Raw genomic sequence first — 21714 nt, 5'->3', positions numbered from 1 at the left:
GACATCGAGTGGCCAGTACATGATGGGACGATGGCGAACACCTCGCACCGGGCGCTCCGGCTGCTGTCTCTGCTGGGGTCCGGACGGGTGTGGCCGCTGCGCGAACTCGCCGCGCGGCTCGAGGCCAGCGAGCGCACTGTCCGCCGCGACATCGAGACCCTGCGCGGACTCGACTACTCGATAGAAACCGTGCACGGTCCCGACGGCGGCTACCGGCTCGGTGCCGGAAACACGTTGCCGCCGTTGCTGTTCGACCACGACCAGGCCCTCGCGGTCGCGGTGGCGTTGCAAACCGCGCCCGGCACGATGTTCGGCTTAGGCGACGACTCGGCACGGGCATGGGAGACGCTGCATCAGGTCATGCCTCCCGCGCTGCGGGCGTCCATGGAATCCCTGCGGCTGACCCGGCTGCGGAACTACTGGGAATTTCCCGGACCGCCGATCGATCCAGCGGCTCTCACCGCTGTCGGAACCGCGGTCCGGCATCGCCGCGTGCTGGTCGCCGAGACCCTGCGCCAGGACGGGACGCGCGCCGATCCCAGTGACCCGGATTTCCTGCCACCGCACCGGATCGAGCCGCATCACCTGGTCGTCTGGGCTGCCCGGTGGTATCTGGTCGCATACGACCGCACGGACCGGAAATGGCGAGTGCGGCGGGTCGACCGGCTGCAGGTTCGCCCGACCACGCAGCAGTTCCCGGCCCGCGCGCTGCCTGCCGACGATCTCGCGCAGTTCGTGATGAGCACCCACGATCGCGGAGACACCCCCGCGGAGTGGGAGTGCACCGGATCCGCGCGGCTCAATCTGCCCGCGGCCGTCGTGGCGCGCTGGGCTCCGGGCGGCTCGGTGGTGGAAGACCTCGGCTCCGACCACTGCCGGCTCACGCTCGGGGCGTGGTCCTGGGCCGGGATCGCGGGCATCCTCGCCACTTTCGACGCCGAAATGACCGACGTCCGTCCACCCGAACTCGTTGCGGCGTGCCGAGAACTCGCCCGGCGATGGACCGCTATGGGGACTCCGGCCCGGTAGGAGCGGGATCGGGCGGATCGCCCTCGAACCCATTGGCCCAATACCGCCCGCGCAGCGAAAGATTCTGCAGCATCCCGGTGGCCTCTTCCGCCGACATCGGCGCGGGGTCGGTTTCGAGCCACCACCGCAGCACGGCCAGCTGTTCCCCGACCCACGCCCTCGCCAGCACGCCGAGGTCGATGCGCGGGGTCACGTCGTGGTGGTCGGCCCGGGACTTGAACACGGCGCGCACCGCGTCCGTGCGCGCGTCGGTGAACTGCCGCAGCGCCCGGCCGTCGCCTTCGCCGCGCAGGATGAGCAGGTAGAGGTCGCGGTTCTCGCGGGCGTGCCGGAACAGTTCCAGCGCCGGTTTGCCGGTGTGCCCCACCGAGGACGCCGGGACCAGCGGGCGCAGCCGTTCGTCCAGGTCCTCCTGGAGTTCGGCGACGACGTGCCGCAGCAGCGCGTCCTTGTCCGGGTAGTGGCTGTAGAACGTCGCGCGGCCCAGGTCGGCCCGTTCGGTGATGTCCTCCACCGTCACGTTGGCGTATCCGCGTTCGAGCACCAGCGACACCAGAGCGTCGCGGAGCAGGCCGCGCGTGCGGCGCGTCCGTCGGTCAGTCGTCGGCATGGGCGCGAGTGTAGCGAACTGTTGACACCGCGACCGTTAATAGACACAGTGTTCAGCATTGGTCAGTCTGACGGAAACAAGGGAGTCGCCGTGAACCTGGGCAGCTACGTCACCCGCGCCAGCACGTTCTGGCCCGATCAGCAGGCGCTGGTGTGCGGCGAGCGGCGGTGGAACTACCGCGAGCTGGAGGAGCGGACGAACCGGCTGGCGTCCGCGCTGCTCGCGTCCGGCGTCGAGCCCGGGCAGGCGGTGGCCACCTTCTCCGGCAACAGTGCGGAACTCGTGGAGACGGAGATCGCTTGCTACAAGGGCGGTTTCCTGCGCGTGCCGATCAGTGCGCGGCTGTCCGCGGGCGAGGTCGAGCACATCCTGGCCGACGCGGACGTGCGGGTGCTGCTGGTCGATGCCGAGCACGCCGACGCGGCACAGAAGGCGGCCACCGGGACCTCGTGTGAGCTGATCGACTACGACGGCCGCACACCGGATGTTCGCGCGTACACCGACGTGCTGGCGGCGGGATCGCCGGAGCCGGTCGCGATCGAGGTGGATGCGGAAGATCCGTCGGTCCTGCACTTCACGTCGGGATCCACCGGGAAGCTCAAGGCGGCGGTGCAGACGACCGGGAACCGGCTGGCGAACATGCGCAAGCGGCTGATGAGCCCGGAAGGCGCGCCGTCCGCGGCGGAGCGGTACCTCGCGGCGGGGCCGATCACACACGCTACCGGAATGGGTTTGCTGGCAGCGTTTTCGCGGGGCGCGACCGCAGTGGTGCTGCCGCGGTTCAACGCCGAGGAGTTCCTGCGTGCGGTCGAGAAGGAGCGGATCACCTCGACGTTCCTGGTGCCGGTGATGCTGAACATGGTGCTGTCCCATCCCGCCGTCCACACCGCGGACGTGTCCTCGCTGCGCTGTCTGCGGGTGGGCGGCGCGCCGGTGTCGCCGCAGCGGCTGCGCGACGCGGTGGCGGCGTTCGGTCCCGTGGTGATGCAGGGGTACGGCCAGGGCGAGACCACCAGCGGCGTCACGGTGTTGACCTGCGCCGATGTGGTGCGCGGGATCGAGGAGGACCCGGAACTGCTGTCCTCGGCCGGTCGGCCGTTGTTCGACTCCGAGGTCCGCGTGGTCGACGACGAAGGGAAGCCAGTGCCCGCCGGGGAACTCGGCGAGGTGGTGGTGCGGGGTCCGGACTGTGTGACGGAGTACTGGCACGAACCGGAGCTGTCCGCGGAGACGTTCCGCGACGGCTGGGTGTACACCGGCGACATCGGCTACCTGCGCGCCGACGGCTATCTGTTCATTGTGGACCGCAAGAAGGACATGATCATCTCCGGCGGCTACAACATTTTCTGCACCGAAGTGGAATCCGTGCTCTACGAGCATCCCGCCGTTTCCGAGGCGTGCGTGGTGGGCGTGCCCGACGAGCAGTGGGGCGAAGCGGTGAAGGCGGTCGTCGTCCGCCGATCTGACATCACTGCCGAGGAGCTGATCGAGTTCTGCGCGGAACGGCTGGCGCGCATCAAGAAACCGCGTTCGGTGGATTTCGCCGACGAACTCCCGGTGAACCGCAACGGCAAGATCGACCGGCGCGCGGTGCGGGACCGGTATTGGGCGGGCGAAGCCCGGAAAGTCCACTGAGGAGGCCCGGCATGTCCTTCACCCTTACCCCGGCTTACGGCGACAATCCGCGACTGGCGGAGCTGGTCGGCCGATTGCGCGAATACCTGTCCGGCGAACTCGCCGATTACGAAGCCGCTCTCGGGCTGACCCCGGAGACCCCGTTGACCCGGGCCATGATCGAACCGGTGTGGAAACGCTGCCGGGAGCTGGGTTTCTACGGCGTCCACCTGCCCGGCGAGTACGGCGGCCTCGACCTGAGCTACACCGAACTGGCCGCGCTCAAGGAGGAAGTCGGCGCGTCCGGCCGCATCCTCTACCACTGCGTCCTGGGCGATCTGGGCGGTCCGCTGCGCGCTGGCGCGATCTTCACGACGGCCACCGAAGACCAGCGCGAGCGGTACCTGCTGCCAGTGGTTCGCGGGGAACGCGCGTGCTGCTTCTCGCTCACCGAGACCAATGCCGGGTCCGATGTCCGGGCCATGCACACCACCGCGACCCCGGACGGCGACGGCTGGCGGATCACGGGGCACAAGGTGTTCTCCTCGGCCGGTCCCATCGCGGACTTCTCCGTGCTGGTCGCCCGGATGGCGGGGGAGGACGAGAGCTACTCGGCGTTCCTGGTCGATCTGGATTCGCCGGGCTGCACCGTCGCCGACGGCGAGGTTCCGATGTCCGGCCAGCACATCGAGTCCGACATCATCCTCGACAACTGCTATGTCGGCCCTCAGCAACTGCTCGGCCAGGTCGGCGACGGCCTGCGCATCGGCCTCGGGCGGGTCACCACTAACCGGTTGCTGCATTGTCCGACGGTGCTCGGCCACGCCCGCCGCGCGCTGGAGCTCACCATCGAATTCGCCCGCACTCGCCAGGTGTTCGGCGGCCCGCTGGCGGCGTTGCAGTCGATCCAGCACAAGATCGCCGACATGGCCACCGCGTACTACGCGGCCCGCGCCATGACCTATGACGCACTGTCCGAATTGGACTCCGGGAGCAAACCGAGCACGGAGGCGTTCATGTGCAAGCTGTTCGTGGCGGAGAACGCCTTCCGCATCGCCGACGAGGCGGTGCAGATCCACGGCAAGGCCGGGCTCGTGCGCGGGGCCGAGGTCGAGTGGCTGTTCCGCCGCCTGCGGATGTTCCGGGTGCTGACCGGGTCGTCGGAGATCCAGAAGAACGGCATCGCCAAAGCCCTGCTCCTGCCGTCCGGGACCCAGCGATGAAGCCCGCGGGCACTCGGCCGCGATCGGCCGCGCCGACGGACGGCGTTGCCGGGAGCAGTTGGCTGCGCCGCTGGTCGGTCGTGGCGATGCTGCTGCTGTTCATGCTGATCAACTACGGCGACAAGGCCGTCCTCGGGCTGGCCGCGCGGCCGATCATGCACGAGTTCGGGCTGAGCCCGTCGCAGTACGGCCTGCTGTCGAGCGCGTTCTTCTTCCTGTTCAGCGTGTGCGCGCTGGCGGTCGGGTTCGCGTCGAGCCGGATCTCGACGAGGTGGATCCTCCTGGCGCTCGCGCTGGTCTGGGCGGTGACGCAGGTGTCCGTGGTCGCCGCGAGCGGGGTCGGGCTGCTCCTGATCAGCCGGATCGTGCTCGGCGCCGCCGAAGGGCCCGCGCAGCCGATGGCGCTGCACGCCGCCTACAGCTGGTTTCCCAACGCCAAGCGCAACATCCCGAGCGCCCTGATCGTCGGCGGCGGCGCGCTGGGCGGGGCGATCGCGACCCCGCTGCTCACCATGGTGATCGTGCACTTCGGCTGGCGCGCGGCGTTCCTGGCCATGTTCCTGGTCGGCTGCGTCTGGTGCCTGCTGTGGCTGGTGATCGGCCGCGACGGACCGGTCGACCTCGCTCCGGCCGGGGCGGCGCCGGTCCCGGCCAGCCGCGTTCCGTACCGGCGGATCCTGCTGTCCGGAACGTGGCTCGGTGGCTTCACGGGCGCGTTCGGTGCGTACTGGACTTCCACGCTGATGGTTGCCTGGCTGCCGTCCTATCTCGAAATGGCGCTCGGCTACAGTGCCGGCGAGGCCGCCGCGATCACGACGATTCCCTGGGTGGCCGGGCTGGTCCTGACTTTCACCCACGGCGCGATCACCCAGTGGCTGCTGCATCTCGGCGTGCCCAGCCGGATCGCCCGCGGGATCCTCGGCGGTTGCGTGCTGATCTTGGCGGGCTTGGCGATGGTGTTGCTGCCGACGGTCACGCAGCCCGCGCTGCGGATCGTCCTGATCGCCGTGGCGTTCAGCTTCCACGGTGTCACCTTCGCCAACGGCCAGACGGTCAACAGCGAGATCAGCCCGCCCGCGCAGCGCGGCGCGGTGCTGTCGGTCAGCGTCGCGCTGGTCACGATCGCCGGGCTGCTCGCGCCCTACCTCACCGGTCGGCTCGTCGAGGCCGCCGACGGACCGGCCGCCGGTTTCGCCACCGCCTTCGCCATTCCTGGCGTCCTGATGATCGCCGGCGGGCTGGCCGCGCTGTTCTTCGTCCGCCCCGAACGCGACGCTCGCCGTATCGCGGCACTCGCCGTAGTCAAGGAGAAACCGTGACCAGTCCGTACACACTGGACAATGCTTACTGGAGCCGCGGCTACGTCGATCCGGCGTTCGTCCGATTCGGCATGACCCGGGCCAGGGAAACCGGCCCGACCCGGCGGGTGTGGCGTGGCGCCGGCCCGCGCTGGGACCTGCCCGAGGAGCCGCACGACCTCGACAACCTGCTTGTCGGGCCGTTGGAGGTCAAGCTGACCGAGTTCCTGGCCAGCGCGGAAACCGACGCGATCCTGGTGGCACACCGGGGACAGATCGTGTACGAGCGGTACTTCCACGGCATGCGGCGCCGCGACGTCCACCTGTCCGCGTCGGTCGCGAAGTCGTGGACCGGACTGCTCGCCGCGATGCTCCTGGACGAAGGCGTCCTCGACGCCGATCAGCCACTGGCCCACTACGCTCCCGAACTCGCCGGTACCGCGTTCGGCGACGCCACGATCCACCACCTGCTGCACATGGGCACCGTGATGGACTACGGCGGACGACCGTTTTGCAAACCCCTTGAGGCACAACGGTATTTCGCCGCCGTCGGCATCGTGCCCCGGCCCGCTGGCTATACCGGCCCGACGAGCGTCAAGGAGCACCTCGCCACCGCGCAGGCCGTCGCACCTCCGGGTTCGGAATTCCGCTACGACAACGGAAACACCGAGGCAGTCGCGGAAGCCCTCCGCCGCGTGACCGGGGTCAGCCTCGCCGATTTGTGGAGCGAACGAGTCTGGTCCCGCTTGGGCGCGGACGAGGACGGGGCTTACTGCCTGGATCCCACCGGCACGGAGATCGCCTGCGGCCGCTACAGCGCGACCCTTCGCGACCTTGCCCGGACAGGGGAGATGCTTCGTCGCGGCGGCGCGATCGGTGACCGGCAGATCGTGCCGGAACGCGTCGTCGCCGATCTGACCAACGTGCCGTCCGGCCCCGCTCAGCGCGCGTTGCCGACCGGTGCTGCTCGCCCGATCGGCTACCACAATTTCTGGTGGGTCACCGACGACGGCCACGGCACCTTCGGCGCGCGGGGCATCCACGGCCAGCGCCTGCAGGTCAGTCCGGGGCGGGAGCTGGTCATCGCGCACTACGGATCGCATCTGATGTCGCCGTCGGTTCCGGTGCCGCCGCTGGAGGCGGTGTTCGCCCAGATCGGCGACCACCTGGCGGGGTAATGCGGCTCTGCTAGCGTTGCCTTGTGGTGCAGAAGGTCCAGGTGTCCGAAGCGCGGTCGAGGCTGCTCGCGACTGCCACCCGGATCTTCTACGCCGAAGGCCTCCATTCGGTGGGGATCGACCGGATCGTCGCGGAAGCGAAGGTCACCCGGGCCACGCTGTACCGGCATTTCCCCGGCAAGGAAGACCTCGTCGTCGCGTACCTGCAGGGCGTCTCCGAGATGGAGCGCGACGGGATCGGCAAGATTCTCTCCGACAACTCGTCCGCGGCCGATGCCCTGCACGCCATCGCCGGATTCATCGCGGAGAGCATCCAGTCCGCGCACTTCCGCGGCTGCGCTTTCCTGAACGCGGCGGCGGAGTATCCGGACCCCAACCACCCGGTGCACCAAGCGGTCCTGGCGCACCGGGAATGGTTCCTCCGCACGATCACGGACTTGCTCGCACAAATCGGCAACACGCCGCCGGAGCCCGCGGGACGGCATTTCGTGCTGCTTCGCGACGGTGCGATGGCGTCCGGCTGCCTGACTGACTCGGCTGCGGTGAGCGAGACGTTCCTGCAGGGCGTCGAGGGCATCCTGCGGTTCCGCCTCGGCTCCGCGGCGACGTAACACTTCGGAAAGACCCACTCTCTTGACGTTGGCCAGGGCGTCCCGACAAGCTCAGGGAGACAGAACGTTCGTTCTACCTGAGTTGCGGAAGGATCACCGTGACCATCGTTGACAAGCCCGCCGCCGACAGCGCGGCCCCGTTGCGTCGGCTGTATTTCGTCCGGTTCGCGTTCGCCATCGTCTGGGCCGCGCTGTTGTTCCTCACCTCGAAGTCGCACGTCGGCCCGATCGGGGTCGTGCTCGTCGTCGGATATCCGTTGTTCGATGTCGCCGCCGCGATCGTGGACGCGCGCTCTTCCCGTGCCGCCGGGTTGTACGTGAACATCGCGATCAGCCTGCTGGCGGGGATCGGCATCGCGGTCGCCAGTGCGTCCGGTGTTCCGGCGGTGCTGCGGGTGTGGGGTGCTTGGGCTGTCCTAGCCGGATTGGTTCAGCTGATTGTGGCCGTGGGCAGGCGCGGGATGGGCGGCCAGTGGCCGATGATCCTCAGCGGCGGCATCTCCGTGCTGGCCGGGGCGAACTTCATCCTGAGCGCGGGCGCGCCGAATCCGTCGCTGGCGACCGTGGCCGGATACGCGGTGCTGGGCGGGATCTTCTTCCTGGTCTCGGCGGTCCGGCTCGGCCGCGCCGGCGACGCTCAGCTCAGGCGAGCGTGAGGAAGAGCTTCTCCAGCTGTTCCTCGGTCATCTCGGTCTTGTTGCCTTCGCCGTCCGCGGAGACGCATTCGCGCAGGCCGCTGGCGATGATCTTGAATCCGGCCCGGTCGAGCGCGCGGGAGACCGCCGCGAGCTGGGTGACCACGTCCTTGCAGTCGCGGCCTTCGTCGATCATCGAGATGACCCCGGCTAGCTGGCCTTGCGCGCGGCGGAGGCGGTTGCGCACCTGGGTGACGGTGTCCTGGTCGCCGATCATGAGGTCCTCTTCCTTGGAGTTCGCAGGGGTTCAGGAGCGGCGCCACGGCCACGAGCGCGGCGGCCGCGGTTCGGCGGGATGTCCGGGGCACCACTCATCGGCGGGGACATTCGCCTTGACCTGGTCGACGTGCTGGCCGCATCCGGCCCAGGTGGTTTTGCCGCACGTGCGGCACGAAACGGGACGGCACATGGTCATCCTTCCGGGATTGTCGGCGCGCCGACGCGGGGCCGGCGGAGTTCGGCGAACGCGGGGACGGCCGCGGTCGCGCGCAGGGCGTCGAACAGGGCGCGTCCTTCGGCGGGGGAGGGCAGTTCGGTGAGCACCGGGCCGAAGAACGCCCGGCCGTCGATCTCGATGATCGGGCTGCCGCCGGTTTCGCCGAGCGCGTCCTGGCTCGCCCGGTGCGCGCTGTGCACGGCCTGGTCCGCTTCGGAGGAATCCGCTTGGTTCGCAAGCTCTTCCGGCAGATCCGCCTCGCGCAAGGCGGCGCGGAGCACCGCGTCGCCGACTGGTTGCCGCTGCTCGTGGACACGGCGGGCGAGCGCGACGTGGAACCGGGCGGCGGCGGCCGGGTCCTCGATCGCGGCGCGGACCCGGCCCGCGTGCAGCGAGTCCTCGACGCGCTGGCGGTGCGACTCCGGCACGGTATGTCCCTCGTTGAGGACGGCGAGACTCATCGGCCGCATCGAGAACTCCGCGTCGGCGTCGGCGAGCCAGCGGTACGCGAGCCAGGCGAACGGGCAGACCGGATCCCCGTAGAGCACCACGTCGGTCATGCCAGCTCCCGGTCGAGTGCGTCGAGTGCGGATTCGAGCCGTGCGGAGGCTTCCGCGGCGACCTCGGTGACGCCCGTGGCGACCTCGGCCATCATCGCGGGATTGATCGCCTCGACGATCGTGCCCCCGGTCGCGTTCTCGCGGACGACTACGTTGCAGGGCAACAGCAATCCGATCTCGCGGGTCGCGGTCAGCGCACGGTGGGCGAGCGGCGGATTGCACGCGCCGAGGATGGTGTAGCGCTCCATCCGCTCGTCGAGCTTCTCGCGCATGGTCGCCTGCACGTCGATCTCGGTCAGCACGCCGAAACCGGCGACGGCGAGCGCGGTGCGCGTCTTGGCCATCACGTCGTCGAAACCCACGTCTCGGTAGATGCGGGACAAGCTCAGCTGCACGGTTGCTCCTTTCCTCGGGATCCACGATACCCCCGGGGGCATTGCACATGCCCACGGGGGTATCTGTCGAGCAGGGGTCGCCGTCGGCGGCAGGGCGCGCGGCAGAGGTAGCGGGGTTGCCTTGGCCGATGCACTCGGGCGGGAAGGCGTTCTGCCGCACCGGGTCTGGCCGCGGACACCGTGGTGCTCGCGCTTGCGACAACTGTTTCTGCGGCTGCCCGGACAACGCGGTGCAGAAGCTCGACCCCGGCTACAAGGTCGGTCTTCTGAGCGCGCTCAGCCGAGCAAGTCCTGGTGCGCCCGGTAGCCGAGAAGGCGGGCGATCAGGTCGGCCCGCTCGCTGCTCAGGTCCGGCGGCGCGGGCGGGGGCGTGCGCCGGGCCCGGCCGCGGACCGCGCGGACGAATTCCCGGACGCGGGAAGGCGACGGCACCAGTTCGCCGCCGAGGTAGGCGACCACGAGCAGGTCTTCGCCGGAATGGGTTTCGATGGTGAACGACCAGCCGTGGCGTTCGTCCCACACCAGGGCCGTGTCGCGTCCGGGATGGACGGCGAGCTGTCCGTCGAGCGCGAGGTACGCCGACATCGGCGCGTCGAGATCCATCGTGCAGGATTCCGGGCCGACACCGACCGCGGCGCTCACCGCGTCGAGATAGGCGCTCATTCCGCAGAGCAGGCGGTATTCGTGGTCGGCGGTCAGCGGCTGGAGGGTCATCGATTCTCGTTTCTGCTGCCGCGTGGAACGGCGGATCGCGGGGCGCCAGCCGGTTCCGGCTCGGGCGTTCGCCCGGCTCTGGAGGGAGTTCTCGCCGGATGCCCGGCCCGCCGGTTCGCGGCGGCTCTCGGCTGCCCGCTCCAGGCTGCGCTCCGGCCGGATGCCGGACTAGGGCCGAAGGTCACCGGCTCCGGCCGTTGTGGACGGACGGGTGCCCGGGTGCGCCCTGCCGTCGTGACGTTCCCGGGGAGAGAAGAGCCGAACGTCCCGGGCGGGCGGGACCTGCGGACGTCGTTCGGCGCCCGCAGGGACGACATCCTGGACGGGCACTCCGGGCGAGAGGAGCCGCGATGACGGTGGAAATGCGGGCCTGGCGGGTGCGCGCGCCCGGTCCGATGGCGGGCGGGCCGATGGTGTGGGAACGGATGCCGGTCCCGGAGCCGAGGGAGGGCGAACTGCTGGTGCGGGTGCGCGCGTGCGGGGTGTGCCGCACCGATCTGCACGTGGCAGAGGGCGATCTCCCGGTGCACCGGGCGGGCGTGGTGCCGGGGCACGAGGTCGTCGGCGAGGTGGTCTCGCCGCGGGCGGGCGGATTCGAGCCGGGGGACCGGGTCGGCATCGCGTGGTTGCGGGGCACCTGTGGCGTATGCCGTTATTGCCGGTCTGGCAAGGAGAACTTGTGCCCGGAGTCGAGGTACACCGGCTGGGACGCCGACGGCGGCTACGCGGAGTACGCCGTCGTCTCGGCGGCGTACGCGCATCAGCTGCCTGTTGGGTACTCCGACGAAGAGCTGGCCCCGCTGCTGTGCGCGGGAGTGATCGGCTACCGGGCGTTGCGGCGGGCCCAGGTCCCGGACGGCGGGCGGCTCGGCATTTACGGTTTCGGTGGCAGTGCGCATCTTGCGGCGCAAGTGGCGCTCGCGCGCGGGGCGACGGTGCACGTGCTGACCCGCAGTCCCGAAGCGCGGAAGCTGGCGCTCGAACTCGGTGCCGCTTCGGCGGGAGACGCGGCCGAAGCGCCGCCGGAACCGCTGGACTCGGCGATCCTCTTCGCCCCGGCCGGTGAACTGGTGCCGGTCGCGCTCGCGGCGTTGGACCGCGGCGGCACGCTCTCGATCGCGGGCATCCATCTCTCGGACATCCCGGCGCTGGAGTACCAGCGGCATCTCTTCCAGGAACGGCAAGTGCGCAGCGTAACCGCGAACACGAGGGCGGACGCGCGGGAGTTCCTGGAGTTCGCGGGAGCGCACCGGCTGCACGTCCGGACGATGTCCTACCCGCTGTCCGCGGCGGCGGATGCACTGACGGATCTGGCCGCGGACCGGGTCACCGGAGCAGCTGTCCTGCACACGGACTGACACAGCCCACAGTGGACCGGAGCGGAACCGCCGGGGAGACGTCATGACATGGTGGCGGAAACGGTCGCCGGGCGAAACGCTGCTGCTCGCCGCGGTGGCCGCGTTCGCGTTGGCGCCGGCGGCCCGGTGGGACCAAAGACTCCGCCGGCGCGGACGTCCGCCCGCAGCGACCGCGGTTCGCGCAGCCTTAGCGTCGCTTTCAGGACGAGTGGCTCTCGGCCGGACGGCTGCGCCGCGCTCGACGTCCGGATCCGGCCGGAGCGCCGGAAGCCCGCCGATCCGTACCCGCGCAAGCTGTCCGGCTGACCGAACGCGAGGAGAACCCCAGTGCGAATCCTGACGTTGAACCCTGGTTCGTCCAGTTTGAAAGCCGCAGTCGTGCACGACGGCGCCGCGGTCGGCTGGGCCGCCTGGCAGAGCGGAATGTCCCGCGCGGTCGCCGACGCCGTGGAGCGCTGGCCGCGGCCGGACGCGGTGGCGGTGCGGTTCGTCCACGGCGGCGCGCAGAAGACGCCGGTTCTGGTGACCGACCGGGTGGTCGCGAACCTCGACCGGCTCGTTCCGCTCGCTCCGATCCACCAGCCCTTCTCGCTGGAGGTCACGAAGCAGGTCCGGGAGCTGCTGCCCGGTGTGCCGGTGGTGGCCTGCTTCGACACCGCGTTCCACGCGGACCTGCCCGACGCGGCCGCGCACTATCCGCTGCCGCGCGAGTGGACGCGGCAGAACCGGTTGCGCCGCTACGGCTTCCACGGGTTGTCGGTGCGGTACGCGGTGCACCGGACCGCGGACCTGCTGCGCCGGTCGGTCGATGGGCTGCAGCTGGTGTGCGCCCATGTCGGCGCCGGGGTGTCGGTGACCGCCGTGCGCGGCGGGCGGAGCGTGGACACGTCGATGGGGTTCACCCCGCTGGAGGGGCCCGCGATGGCCACCCGGTCCGGTTCGATCGACCCGGGATTGCTGCTGCACGTCATGAAAACCGCGCCATTGGGACCCGACGAACTGGCCAACGCGCTGTGCCACCGGTCCGGGCTCGCCGGGATGAGCGGGACCAGCGGCGATCTCGGGGAAGTGCACGCGGCAGCCGCGGACGGGAACGTCGACGCCGCGCTGGCGGTCGACGTCTACGTCCACCGGCTCCGCCGGGAGATCGGTGCCGCCGCGATGAGTCTCGACCGGCTGGACGCGCTGGTGTTCACCGGCGGAGTCGCGGAGCACCAGCCGGAGACCGTCGCCGAGGTCGCGCGCGGTCTCGGCGTGCTGGGGCTGTGCGTGGGGCCGCTCGAACGCGTCGATGGCGATCGCGTGATCAGCGGGCTGGATTCGGCGGCGCCGGTGCTCGTGGTCCGCGCTCGTGAAGATCTGGAACTAGCCCGCGGCGCGGAAGCCGTGCTGGCGGACCTGGGAGGTGAATCGAGCCGTGCACGTCTTGCTGACCGAAGCGAAGTTCGGTGATTGCGACGCGCTTTACCAGCCGTTGCGGGACAACGGGTGCCGGGTCAGCCGGTGCCACACGCGGGAAGGGTTCTGCCTCGCCCTCGGGCCGGGCACCACGTGCCCGCTCGACGACCGCGCCGATCCGCCGGTGCTCGCCGTGGACGTCCGCGGCGCCGGGGACGAGATCACGACGCGCGAGTTCGGGATCGTGTGCGCGCTGCGGGCGCTCGTCCCGGTGGTGCTCGTCCCGCCGGAGCCGGGGCTCCCGGTGACGGTGCCCGCCGGGCTGGCGCACCGGGTCACCGTGACCGATGCCGAGAGCCTGCTGGCGACCTGCCGGGAAGCGGCTTCGATCCCGAAGCCTGCCGGAGCGGCGAGATGACCGGCGTCGCGTTCGCCTGGGACCATTCCGCGCGGGCGGTGCTCGTGGACGACAGCTTCGGCCCGAAGGACCGAGGCCGGGCCTTTTCGCCTCTTCGCGCCGCCGTCGCGGCTGGGCGCGAGCGCGGGGCCGGACGGCTGCCGACGTGATGCGCACCCCGACCGCCGCACCAGGCCGGACATCCTCCGGTCGTCGGGCATCCGGCGCATCGCCACGAGGTGGTCGCAGACCGCGCCGTCCGGGCCGGTCACGGCGGCGACCCCGAGGTACACGTCGGGCGCGAGCCTGCGGTTGAGCTCGACCTCGCGGCGGCAGACGCGCTCGCGCACGCCCGGATCGGTGAAGTCGAGGAAGCCCAGGTCCACGGGCTTCTTGAGTTTCCACGCCCGGTCCCCGGCGAAGAAGACCGCGCCGCTGTGCGTTTCCCGTACTGCGGCCCACGGTTCGGTTTCGGTCATGCCGCCCACCCTCGCGAGCGCGCGGGCGGGCGGAAAAGAGCGCTTGGTCCTCCCGGCGGTGCCGTTGGCCCCGGCCGCCCAGCGGGTGACGTTGGTCCCTTGGCCTGGTGGCTTGCGGCCGGAGCGCGGAGGGGGCCGTCCGGGGTTGGCTCAGGGTGTTCGCTACGACAGGAGTGACCGCTATGGAGAAGACAGCCGCGGCGACCAGCTCCTGGTCCGCCGAGTGGACGCTCGCCGAAGCGGAAGTGCTGGGTCGCTCAGTCCTGCGCGCCCCCTCGGTGCACAACACACAGCCTTGGCGGATCGAATTGGCCGACGGTGTGGTCCTGCTGCGGGAACACACCGACGGCACCCTCCCACAGCATGATCCCCGGCGCCGTGACCTGGCGATGTCGTGCGGAACGGCGCTCGCGAACCTCGAGCTGGCCGTGCGGGTCCTCGGCCGCCGGGCCGAAATAGCGGTATTGCCGGACCCGGAGCAGCCCGACCTCGTCGCACGGGTCGAGGCGGCGGAGCCGCTGTCGCCGACTGACCAGGAGCTTCAGCGGTACGGGGCGATCATGGTGCGGCGGAGCCACCGCGGGGCGTTCACCGGGCTGCCGGTCAGCGCGCAGCAGACCGCCCGGGTCGTCGCGGCCGCGGTGACGACGGGCGTCGAGGCGACCCGGCTGGGCGGGACGGAGCGGCTGGCGAAGTTCTTCGAACACGCTGCCCGAGCGTTCCAGGACGACAGCGCTTACCAGCGCGAGCTCGAGCTCTGGACGATCCGGGACGAGGCCGCGCACCGGCACGGCGCGGGAATCCGGTTCTCCGCGCTGCCGCCCGGCGAAGTCCCGTGGGCCGGGCTGGTGCGCCGCGCGACGGTCATCCCGGACTCGGTCTTGCTGCGGGAACGGCTCGAGGCCGAAACCCTGCTGCTGTTCACGACCGCCGACGACGCGCGTGCCGGCCACATCCGCGCCGGTTACGCACTGGAGCGCTGCTGGCTCGAAGGGGTCACCCTCGGCCTTGCCGGCGCGGTGCTGACGCAGCCGTTGCGAGTGCCCGAGGTGCGTTCGGCGCTGTGCGAGGACTACCAGCTCGCCGGGTTCCCGCAGGCGCTGCTCCGGCTGGGGCGCTCGACCAGGGTGGCACCGTCGAGCCTCCGCCGCGGCGTGGCCGAAGTCCTCGGCGAGAAGTGGTGGGAACGGCGATGAACACGGACCCGGTGCTGGTCGGCGTCGACGGAAGCGAGTCCGCCGCGGCGGCAGCCCGGTGGGCGGCGCGCGAGGCAGTCCTGCGGCACGTGCCGCTGACGGTCCTGGTGGCGTTCGGGTTCACGGACGGCAGCTTCGCCGGTGGCCGGTACCCGCCGGTGGACTGGCTGGAGGCGAAGGAAACCGCCGCGGAGGAACTGCTGCAGACCGTCCGGGACGATCTCGCGGAGGTCGAGCCACGGGTCCGGATCGCCGTCGAGACCAGCCCGGCGGGCCCCGAGGTCGCGCTGCGGGAAGCCTCGGCGAAAGCGCGGCTGCTGGTGCTGGGAGAACCGACCGGCACGCTGTCCGGGCTTCTCGCGGGCTCGCCGGACATCGACCTGGCCGCGCACGCGCATTGCCCGGTCGTGGTCGTCCGGGGCACGGTCCGCGCCGACGGTCCGGTCGTCGTCGGCGTCGACGGAAGTCCGCTCAGCGACGCGGCGATCGCCTGCGCTTTCGAGGAGGCCGCGGTGCACGGCGTGCCGCTGGTAGCGCTGCACGCGTGGCTCGATGCCGACCGCGCCCGGCTGTTCGGCGACCGCGATTTTCCTTTCGAGGCAAGGGAAGCCGAGCACCGGCTGCTGGCGCAACGGCTGTCCGGCTACCGCGCGCTCTATCCGGACGTGCGGGTCGAGAAGATCGTGGAGCAGGACCGGCCGCGCGACCGGCTGATCGAATGGAGCTCCCGGGCTTCGCTGGTGGTGCTGGGCAGCCGCGGGCGGGGCGGGTTCACCGGGATGGTGCTCGGGTCGACGAGTCACGCGCTGCTGCACCACGCCGAATGCCCGGTGCTCGTCGTGCGGGCCGGGACCAAAGCCGCCGGAGATCGGTGAACACAGCACCGGAGTCCGCGGGCACGGTGCGCTGTTGGCGGGAAACCGGCGGAAATTGGCTTTCTGGCGGGTTATGCACTCGGGCCCGCCGTCCTAGCGTCGGATTGTGATCATTGTTTCCGCCGTTCTCGTCGGCATTGTCTACACACTGCTCAACTCGTTCCTCGCCGAGCCGCACCGCCGAAGTTTCAACGCGATCATGGTCGCTGGCGCCGGGGCCGCTTACCTGAGCAGCGGCGCTTTCGGCCCCGTGGAACTGGTTTTCACCGCCGCGGTGACCTATTGCGCCTACCGCGGCCTGAAATCCTGGGCGTTCATCGGGATCGCCTGGCTCCTGCACCCGGCCCTCGATGTGCTGCACCACCTCAAGGGCGCGCCGATTCTCCCGTTCGCGCACACCTCGTCGCTGGGCTGCGCGATCTGCGACCCGGTCATCGCCATCTGGTGCTTCACCGGAGGAATGTCGGTAAAGGACGTTCGCACGAGACTGGTCTCGGTACGGGCCTGACCTCGCTTCTGCCACCGAGGACATTGGTCCTTCGCGCCGATGACTCCGGACCGGCGTGCCGGGGCGGTTCCCCTGCGGTGATGACCGCCCGCCCGGTCCGCGTGCGGGCCGAGACGCCGGTGAAGGAAATCGCCGCCATGCTGGCCAAGGAAGGGATCAGCGCGGTCGCGGTGGTCGGCCACGCGGGGACGCTCGTCGGCGTGGTGTCCGAAAAGGACTTGCTGCCGATGCTGCGAGGCGGTCATTTCCGGTGGTGGCACCGGAGGGAAGCGCGGCAGGCCGAGGGGTGGAGCGCGCGCGAGGTGATGACGAGTCCGGTCGTCACGATCGATGCCGACGACACTGTGTCCGCGGCGGCCGCGAAGCTGGAGAAAACCGGGCTGCGGCGGTTGTTCGTCGTGACCGACGGCCGTCCGGTGGGGGTCGTCGCCCGGCGCGACGTGCTGCGCGTGCTGACCCGGCCGGACCCCGAGATCGAACGGGACGTGGTGACCGGCGTGCTGTACGAGACGCTGCACCTCGGCCCGGACCGCGCACGCGCCATGGTGCGCGCCGGAGTGGTCACCGTCGCTGGCCGCGTGGAGCGGTGCAGCGAGATCGCCCCGGTCACCCGGCTGATCGAAGCCGTCCCCGGCGTGGTCGCGGTCTGCAACGGCCTCGACTACGTGTGGGACGACGTCGCCTGACACGGGTGGCCGCGAAACGTGCTTCTTGAACAAAGCGCTGGCGCACAAGGGAAGCGAGCACGGCGACCGGCGGCGAAAGCGCCTCCTGTACGCGGTCGAGGCGGCCGCCGCGGCCCTGCCGGTCGATCGCGCCGAGGTGCTGAAGAGCTTGCGAGGCTTGCAGGAACTGCTTGGCGAGTACCAGGACGCCGTGGTCGCGCAGAGCAGGTTGCGGGAGCTCGTCGAGTCCGGAGAGGCGACGACGGCCCACGTTCTGGTGCTGGAAGCCGAGATCCGCTGCGCCGGCCAGTGCGCCGGGCAGCTGCCCGCCGCGTGGCGCAAGGCGTACCGGCAGCTGGCCCCGCTGCTGCGCTGAGGACGTTGGTCCTTCCCGCCGGTGACTCCGGACCGGCGTGCCGAAGCGGTTCCGTTGCCTATTTTCGAATCAGCACAAGGAAAGGACGGACTTGATGCGCGCACGCGATCTGATGTCCGCACCGGTCGAGACGGTGCATCCGTGGACGCCCGCCAAGGAGGCGGCGGAAATCCTGTCCGAGCACGGGTTCACCGCGCTTCCGGTGGTGGACGACGACGACCGGCTGATCGGCATTGTCACCGAGGCGGATCTGATCCGCTGCCAGATCCCGGTGGACCCGCGGTCGGAGTACCGGCACCCGTACCACCCGGGCGCGATCGACACGACCGTCGGCGCGGTGATGACCTCTCCGGCGACCGCGATGTCGTCCGGCACTGATGTCGCCGATCTGTGCCAGGCACTGGTGGACGCGCGGATCCGGGCGATGCCGATCGTCGACGGCAGCCGGGTGATCGGGATCGTGACGCGCGGCGACGTCGTGCGCGTGCTCGCCCGGGAAGACCAGGCGATCGCCGCGGACGTGCGGCATCGGCTGGAGATCTACGGCGGGACCGGCCGCTGGAAGGTCGAGGTGCACGACGGGATCGTGCGGATCGCCGACCTCTTCGACGACGAAACCGATCGCCACGTCGCGACGCTGCTGGCACTGGCGGTGCCCGGCGTGGTCGGAGCGGACACCGTGTCCGCGGAACAGGAGGTGGGAAGATGACTGACCAGACCCGCACGGTGCTCGTCGGAGTCGATGGTTCGGAGGGGTCGGCGGACGCGGTCCGCTGGGCCGCCCGGCTTGCCTCGGCACGCGATCTCGAACTGGAACTCGTGCATTGCCTGCAGTTGGCCGGGCTCGTGTACGGCGGCGGTCTCGCCGGCAGCGCGGTGCTTTTCGAAGGCATCCGGGAGGGCGGCGAGCGGATCGTGGCCGAGGCGCGTGAACTTGCGCTTTCGGTGGATGCCTCGCTGGAAATCGACAGCGAAGTGCTGACCGATTCGGCAGCGGCTCTGCTGATCGCCCGTTCTCACCGATCCCGGATGGTCGTGCTCGGCCGCACCGGGACCGGCGGATTCACCGGCATGCTCGTGGGAGCCGCGACCGCGGCGGTCGTCAGCCACGCCGGTTGCCCGGTGGCGGTGATCCGCGGCAAGCACGGTGACGGCCCGGTTCCGCAGGACGGGCCCGTGGTGGTCGGCGTCGACGGCAGCCCGAACAGCGAGGCGGCGATCGAGGCGGCCTTCGAGGAGGCCAGTTTCCGGCAGGTCCCGCTGATCGCGGTGCACGCCTGGGTCGACGTGGTCTACGACTCGACCGAAAGCACGGCCCGGCTGATGCCGCAGTGGGAAACCTTGCAGCCGACCGAAGAACGGCTCCTGGCGCAGCGGCTCGCGGGCTGGCAGGACAAGTACCCGGACGTCGAGGTGCGGCGGAAGCTCGTCCGGGACCGGCCGCGGCACGTGCTGCTCGACGAATCCGACCGGGCGCAACTGCTCGTCGTCGGCAGCCGCGGGCGGGGCGGGTTCGCCGGGATGCTGCTCGGGTCGACGAGCCAGGCGATGGTCCACCACTCGTCCTGCCCGGTGCTCGTGGTCCGCCCGGAGTGGAAGCAGTGACCGCGACCGAGATCCCCGTCGCGACGCTCACCGAAGAGGAACTGGCGCAGGTCGACGCCCAGTGGCGAGCCGCGAACTACCTCGCGGCGGGCCAGATCTACCTGATGGGCAACCCGCTGCTGCGGGACCCGCTGACCGCCGGGCAGGTGAAACCCCGGCTGCTGGGGCACTGGGGCACCTCGCCCGGCCTGAACTTCGTCTACGCCCATCTCAACCGCGCGATCCTGGCGCACGACCTCGACGCGATGTTCGTGACCGGGCCGGGGCACGGCGGCCCGGCGCTGTTGGCGAGCACCTGGCTGGAGGGCAGCTATTCCGAGCTGTGGCCGGAGGTTTCGCGGGACGAGGAGGGGATGGACCGGCTGTTCCGGCAGTTCTCGTTCCCCGGCGGGGTGCCGAGCCACGTGTCCCCGCACGTGCCCGGATCGATCCATGAGGGCGGCGAACTGGGCTACTCGCTCGCGCACGCGTTCGGCGCCGCGTTCGACAACCCTGGCCTGCTCGTCGCCTGCGTCGTCGGCGACGGCGAGGCGGAGACCGGTCCGCTGGCGGCGAGCTGGCAGGCCAGCCGGTTCCTCGACCCGCGCCGCGACGGCGCGGTGGTGCCGATCCTGCACCTGAACGGCTACAAGATCGCGAATCCGACGGTGCTGTCCCGGATCCCGCCGTCCGAATTGGACTCGCTGCTGCGCGGCGCGGGCTGGGCTCCGGCGTATGTCGAAGGCGACGATCCCGCGGCGATGCACCAGGCGATGGCCGCCGCTCTGGACGCGGTGGTCGCGGACTTGGCGGTGCTGCGTCGCGACGGCGCGGGTGCGTGGCCGATGATCGTGCTCCGGTCGCCGAAGGGCTGGACCGGACCGGCCACAGTGGACGGTCAGCAGGTCGAGGGAACCTGGCGGGCGCACCAGGTCCCGCTGACCCGGGTGCGCGAGGACCCGGCGCACCTGCGGCAGCTGGAGAACTGGATGCGGTCCTACCGGCCGGAGGAGTTGTTCGACTCCGCGGGCCGCCCGGTCGCGGCGGTCACCGCCCTGATCCCGCGCGGCCCCCGGCGGATGGGCGCGAATCCGCACGCGAACGGCGGCGTGTTGCTGCGTCCGCTCTCGCTTCCGTCGGTAGCCGAGCACGCTGTGCAGGTTTCCGCGGCAGGAGAGCGGGCTTCGGAACCGACCCGCGCGCTGGGCCGTTTCCTGCGGGAAGTGTTCCGCCGCAATGCCGAACGCGCGAACTTCCGGCTGTTCGGCCCGGACGAAACCGCGTCGAACCGGCTCGACGCGGTGTACGACGTGACCGCGAAAACCTGGGAGCTGCCGACCGGCCCGCCGGACGACCGCCTCGCGCCGGACGGACGCGTCATGGAGGTGCTCTCGGAACACCTGTGCCAGGGCTGGCTCGAGGGTTACTTGCTGAGCGGCAGGCACGGGCTGTTCTCCTGCTACGAGGCGTTCGCGCACATCGTCGACTCGATGGTGAACCAGCACATCAAATGGCTGCGCGTGCACCGCGAGATCCCGTGGCGGCGGCCGGTGGCGTCGCTGAACTACCTGCTGACCTCGCATGTCTGGCGACAGGACCACAACGGGTTTTCCCACCAGGACCCGGGTTTCGTGGACCACGTGGCGAACAAGGCCCCGGAGGTCGTGCGGGTGTACTTCCCGCCGGACACCAACACGCTGCTGGAAGTGGCCGCGCAATGCCTGCGCAGCCGGGACCTCGTCAACGTGGTCGTCGCGGGCAAGAACGAGACGCCGGACTGGCTCGACGCGGAGGAAGCCGCCCTGCATTGCGCGCGGGGCCTCGGCATCTGGGAATGGGCCAGCACCCACGCCGACCGCGAGCCGGACGTCGTGCTCGCGTGCGCGGGCGACGCGCCTACCTTGGAAATCCTTGCCGCGGCGGCGATCCTGCGCGAGGAACTGCCTTCACTGGCGGTCCGCGTAGTGAACGTGGTGGACCTCATGCGGCTGCAGCCGGAAGCAGAGCACCCGCACGGGCTGAGCGACTGGGAGTTCGACGCGCTGTTCACCCCGGACCGTCCGGTGATCTTCGCGTATCACGGGTACCCGTGGCTGATCCACCGGCTGGCCTACCGCCGGACGAACCACGCCGGGCTCCACGTCCGCGGCTACACCGAACACGGCACCACGACCACGCCGTTCGACATGCTGGTGCGCAACCGGACGGACCGCTTCCAACTGGTGATCGACGTGCTGGACCGGGTGCCGGGCCTCCTCGCGACGACCGGCCCGCTGCGGCAGCGGATGACGCGCACGCAGGAACGGCACCGGCACTGGATCACCGAGCACGGCGAGGATCTGCCCGAGGTGCGGGAGTGGCGGTGGTGGAGCCGGTGATCTTCGGCGCGGGAGGAGCCGCCGCCCGCGCGGCAGCCCGGCGTCGGCCGCGGCACGCTTCCGGTGCGGGCACCCGGTTTCGGCGGCCCCGTCGTCGCCTCGGCTGCCGCTGGGCGACCTGCTCCGCCTCGACGGTC

At 70.6% G+C, this 21714-nt stretch carries 23 protein-coding genes; 17 read left to right on the top strand and 6 right to left on the bottom strand.

Annotation, left to right across the window (positions count from 1 at the left end):
• Nucleotides 1–30 precede the first annotated feature (30 nt).
• On the top strand, nucleotides 31–1029 hold the full coding sequence (locus tag AB5I40_RS04630; RefSeq protein ID WP_370937165.1) for a helix-turn-helix transcriptional regulator: 999 nt from the start codon (nucleotides 31–33) through the stop codon (nucleotides 1027–1029).
• On the opposite strand, the gene AB5I40_RS04625 is transcribed toward AB5I40_RS04630, so the two are convergent.
• Nucleotides 1007–1639 (bottom strand): TetR/AcrR family transcriptional regulator, encoded by a 633-nt coding sequence (locus AB5I40_RS04625; RefSeq protein ID WP_370937164.1) that lies wholly within the window; start codon nucleotides 1637–1639, stop codon nucleotides 1007–1009. The genes AB5I40_RS04630 and AB5I40_RS04625 overlap by 23 nt on opposite strands.
• A 90-nt stretch (nucleotides 1640–1729) precedes the next feature.
• On the opposite strand from AB5I40_RS04625, the gene AB5I40_RS04620 reads away from it, so the two are divergent.
• From AB5I40_RS04620 to AB5I40_RS04595, 6 genes are all read left to right on the top strand, one after another.
• The gene (locus AB5I40_RS04620; RefSeq protein WP_370937163.1) at nucleotides 1730–3274 is read left to right on the top strand and encodes a long-chain fatty acid--CoA ligase; all 1545 of its coding nucleotides are present in this window, start codon (nucleotides 1730–1732) and stop codon (nucleotides 3272–3274) included.
• 11 nt (nucleotides 3275–3285) lie between these two features.
• Nucleotides 3286–4476, top strand: a complete 1191-nt coding sequence (locus AB5I40_RS04615; RefSeq protein ID WP_370937162.1) for an acyl-CoA dehydrogenase family protein — start codon at nucleotides 3286–3288, stop codon at nucleotides 4474–4476.
• Entirely contained in the window at nucleotides 4473–5795 is a 1323-nt protein-coding gene (locus tag AB5I40_RS04610; RefSeq protein WP_370937161.1) for an MFS transporter, read from the top strand. Before AB5I40_RS04615 ends, AB5I40_RS04610 begins: the two co-directional genes overlap by 4 nt.
• Nucleotides 5792–6952 (top strand): serine hydrolase domain-containing protein, encoded by a 1161-nt coding sequence (locus tag AB5I40_RS04605; RefSeq protein WP_370937160.1) that lies wholly within the window; start codon nucleotides 5792–5794, stop codon nucleotides 6950–6952. The genes AB5I40_RS04610 and AB5I40_RS04605 overlap by 4 nt, the downstream gene beginning before the upstream one ends.
• A gap of 41 nt (nucleotides 6953–6993) precedes the next feature.
• Complete coding sequence (locus AB5I40_RS04600) at nucleotides 6994–7563, top strand: TetR/AcrR family transcriptional regulator (RefSeq protein WP_370940450.1); 570 nt, start codon at nucleotides 6994–6996, stop codon at nucleotides 7561–7563.
• A gap of 98 nt (nucleotides 7564–7661) precedes the next feature.
• Nucleotides 7662–8219 carry a hypothetical protein gene (locus tag AB5I40_RS04595; RefSeq protein WP_370937159.1) on the top strand — a complete coding sequence of 186 codons (558 nt, stop codon included), beginning with the start codon at nucleotides 7662–7664 and terminating at the stop codon, nucleotides 8217–8219.
• Here the strand turns inward: AB5I40_RS04595 and AB5I40_RS04590 are convergent.
• The 4 genes from AB5I40_RS04590 to AB5I40_RS04575 all read right to left on the bottom strand — a co-directional run bounded on the left by AB5I40_RS04590 (nucleotide 8206) and on the right by AB5I40_RS04575 (nucleotide 10363).
• A complete protein-coding gene (locus tag AB5I40_RS04590) occupies nucleotides 8206–8475 on the bottom strand; it encodes a metal-sensitive transcriptional regulator (protein WP_370937158.1) in 270 nt (89 codons plus the stop codon). The two genes, AB5I40_RS04595 and AB5I40_RS04590, sit on opposite strands and share 14 nt — an antisense overlap.
• 194 nt (nucleotides 8476–8669) lie before the next feature.
• Nucleotides 8670–9254: a disulfide bond formation protein DsbA gene (locus tag AB5I40_RS04585; RefSeq protein WP_370937157.1), complete on the bottom strand. Its 585-nt coding sequence runs from the start codon at nucleotides 9252–9254 to the stop codon at nucleotides 8670–8672.
• Nucleotides 9251–9649 carry a DUF302 domain-containing protein gene (locus AB5I40_RS04580; RefSeq protein WP_370937156.1) on the bottom strand — a complete coding sequence of 133 codons (399 nt, stop codon included), beginning with the start codon at nucleotides 9647–9649 and terminating at the stop codon, nucleotides 9251–9253. Before AB5I40_RS04580 ends, AB5I40_RS04585 begins: the two co-directional genes overlap by 4 nt.
• 276 nt (nucleotides 9650–9925) lie before the next feature.
• Nucleotides 9926–10363 (bottom strand): DUF6292 family protein, encoded by a 438-nt coding sequence (locus AB5I40_RS04575; protein ID WP_370937155.1) that lies wholly within the window; start codon nucleotides 10361–10363, stop codon nucleotides 9926–9928.
• A gap of 362 nt (nucleotides 10364–10725) precedes the next feature.
• On the opposite strand from AB5I40_RS04575, the gene AB5I40_RS04570 reads away from it, so the two are divergent.
• Complete coding sequence (locus AB5I40_RS04570; RefSeq protein ID WP_370940449.1) at nucleotides 10726–11721, top strand: zinc-binding alcohol dehydrogenase family protein; 996 nt, start codon at nucleotides 10726–10728, stop codon at nucleotides 11719–11721.
• A 327-nt stretch (nucleotides 11722–12048) separates the two neighbouring features.
• Nucleotides 12049–13173: an acetate/propionate family kinase gene (locus tag AB5I40_RS04565; protein WP_370937154.1), complete on the top strand. Its 1125-nt coding sequence runs from the start codon at nucleotides 12049–12051 to the stop codon at nucleotides 13171–13173.
• Between the two features lie 12 nt (nucleotides 13174–13185).
• Here AB5I40_RS04565 and AB5I40_RS04560 read toward each other — a convergent pair whose 3' ends face one another.
• The gene (locus AB5I40_RS04560; protein WP_370937153.1) at nucleotides 13186–13995 is read right to left on the bottom strand and encodes a hypothetical protein; all 810 of its coding nucleotides are present in this window, start codon (nucleotides 13993–13995) and stop codon (nucleotides 13186–13188) included.
• A 182-nt stretch (nucleotides 13996–14177) separates the two neighbouring features.
• On the opposite strand from AB5I40_RS04560, the gene AB5I40_RS04555 reads away from it, so the two are divergent.
• From AB5I40_RS04555 to AB5I40_RS04520, 8 genes are all read left to right on the top strand, one after another.
• A complete protein-coding gene (locus AB5I40_RS04555; RefSeq protein WP_370937152.1) occupies nucleotides 14178–15191 on the top strand; it encodes a nitroreductase in 1014 nt (337 codons plus the stop codon).
• A complete protein-coding gene (locus tag AB5I40_RS04550; RefSeq protein WP_370937151.1) occupies nucleotides 15188–16066 on the top strand; it encodes a universal stress protein in 879 nt (292 codons plus the stop codon). Before AB5I40_RS04555 ends, AB5I40_RS04550 begins: the two co-directional genes overlap by 4 nt.
• Before the next feature lie 109 nt (nucleotides 16067–16175).
• Nucleotides 16176–16574: a DUF6010 family protein gene (locus AB5I40_RS04545; protein WP_370940448.1), complete on the top strand. Its 399-nt coding sequence runs from the start codon at nucleotides 16176–16178 to the stop codon at nucleotides 16572–16574.
• 80 nt (nucleotides 16575–16654) lie between these two features.
• On the top strand, nucleotides 16655–17260 hold the full coding sequence (locus AB5I40_RS04540; RefSeq protein ID WP_370937150.1) for a CBS domain-containing protein: 606 nt from the start codon (nucleotides 16655–16657) through the stop codon (nucleotides 17258–17260).
• A gap of 25 nt (nucleotides 17261–17285) precedes the next feature.
• Nucleotides 17286–17615: a CHAD domain-containing protein gene (locus AB5I40_RS04535; protein WP_370937149.1), complete on the top strand. Its 330-nt coding sequence runs from the start codon at nucleotides 17286–17288 to the stop codon at nucleotides 17613–17615.
• Nucleotides 17616–17709: 94 nt separating this feature from the next.
• Nucleotides 17710–18324 carry an HPP family protein gene (locus AB5I40_RS04530; RefSeq protein WP_370937148.1) on the top strand — a complete coding sequence of 205 codons (615 nt, stop codon included), beginning with the start codon at nucleotides 17710–17712 and terminating at the stop codon, nucleotides 18322–18324.
• The gene (locus AB5I40_RS04525) at nucleotides 18321–19220 is read left to right on the top strand and encodes a universal stress protein (protein ID WP_370937147.1); all 900 of its coding nucleotides are present in this window, start codon (nucleotides 18321–18323) and stop codon (nucleotides 19218–19220) included. Before AB5I40_RS04530 ends, AB5I40_RS04525 begins: the two co-directional genes overlap by 4 nt.
• Nucleotides 19217–21577 (top strand): phosphoketolase, encoded by a 2361-nt coding sequence (locus tag AB5I40_RS04520; RefSeq protein ID WP_370937146.1) that lies wholly within the window; start codon nucleotides 19217–19219, stop codon nucleotides 21575–21577. The genes AB5I40_RS04525 and AB5I40_RS04520 overlap by 4 nt, the downstream gene beginning before the upstream one ends.
• The last annotated feature ends 137 nt before the right edge of the window (nucleotides 21578–21714 follow it).

This window comes from Amycolatopsis sp. cg13, from assembly GCF_041346965.1.
In the GTDB taxonomy this organism is placed as follows: domain Bacteria; phylum Actinomycetota; class Actinomycetes; order Mycobacteriales; family Pseudonocardiaceae; genus Amycolatopsis.
Note: the sequence above shows the minus strand (reverse complement) of the source record. Positions and strands in the feature narration are given on the sequence as shown.

Bases quoted from the DNA above. Each gene is read 5' to 3' on its own strand.
- AB5I40_RS04630 (WP_370937165.1), top strand. From the start codon at position 31: ATGGCGAACACCTCGCACCGGGCGCTCCGGCTGCTGTCTCTGCTGGGG.
- AB5I40_RS04625 (WP_370937164.1), bottom strand. From the start codon at position 1,639: ATGCCGACGACTGACCGACGGACGCGCCGCACGCGCGGCCTGCTCCGC.
- AB5I40_RS04615 (WP_370937162.1), top strand. From the start codon at position 3,286: ATGTCCTTCACCCTTACCCCGGCTTACGGCGACAATCCGCGACTGGCG.
- AB5I40_RS04610 (WP_370937161.1), top strand. From the start codon at position 4,473: ATGAAGCCCGCGGGCACTCGGCCGCGATCGGCCGCGCCGACGGACGGC.
- AB5I40_RS04590 (WP_370937158.1), bottom strand. From the start codon at position 8,475: ATGATCGGCGACCAGGACACCGTCACCCAGGTGCGCAACCGCCTCCGC.
- AB5I40_RS04585 (WP_370937157.1), bottom strand. From the start codon at position 9,254: ATGACCGACGTGGTGCTCTACGGGGATCCGGTCTGCCCGTTCGCCTGG.
- AB5I40_RS04575 (WP_370937155.1), bottom strand. From the start codon at position 10,363: ATGACCCTCCAGCCGCTGACCGCCGACCACGAATACCGCCTGCTCTGC.
- AB5I40_RS04570 (WP_370940449.1), top strand. From the start codon at position 10,726: ATGCGGGCCTGGCGGGTGCGCGCGCCCGGTCCGATGGCGGGCGGGCCG.
- AB5I40_RS04560 (WP_370937153.1), bottom strand. From the start codon at position 13,995: ATGACCGAAACCGAACCGTGGGCCGCAGTACGGGAAACGCACAGCGGC.
- AB5I40_RS04555 (WP_370937152.1), top strand. From the start codon at position 14,178: ATGGAGAAGACAGCCGCGGCGACCAGCTCCTGGTCCGCCGAGTGGACG.
- AB5I40_RS04550 (WP_370937151.1), top strand. From the start codon at position 15,188: ATGAACACGGACCCGGTGCTGGTCGGCGTCGACGGAAGCGAGTCCGCC.
- AB5I40_RS04540 (WP_370937150.1), top strand. From the start codon at position 16,655: ATGACCGCCCGCCCGGTCCGCGTGCGGGCCGAGACGCCGGTGAAGGAA.
- AB5I40_RS04530 (WP_370937148.1), top strand. From the start codon at position 17,710: ATGCGCGCACGCGATCTGATGTCCGCACCGGTCGAGACGGTGCATCCG.
- AB5I40_RS04525 (WP_370937147.1), top strand. From the start codon at position 18,321: ATGACTGACCAGACCCGCACGGTGCTCGTCGGAGTCGATGGTTCGGAG.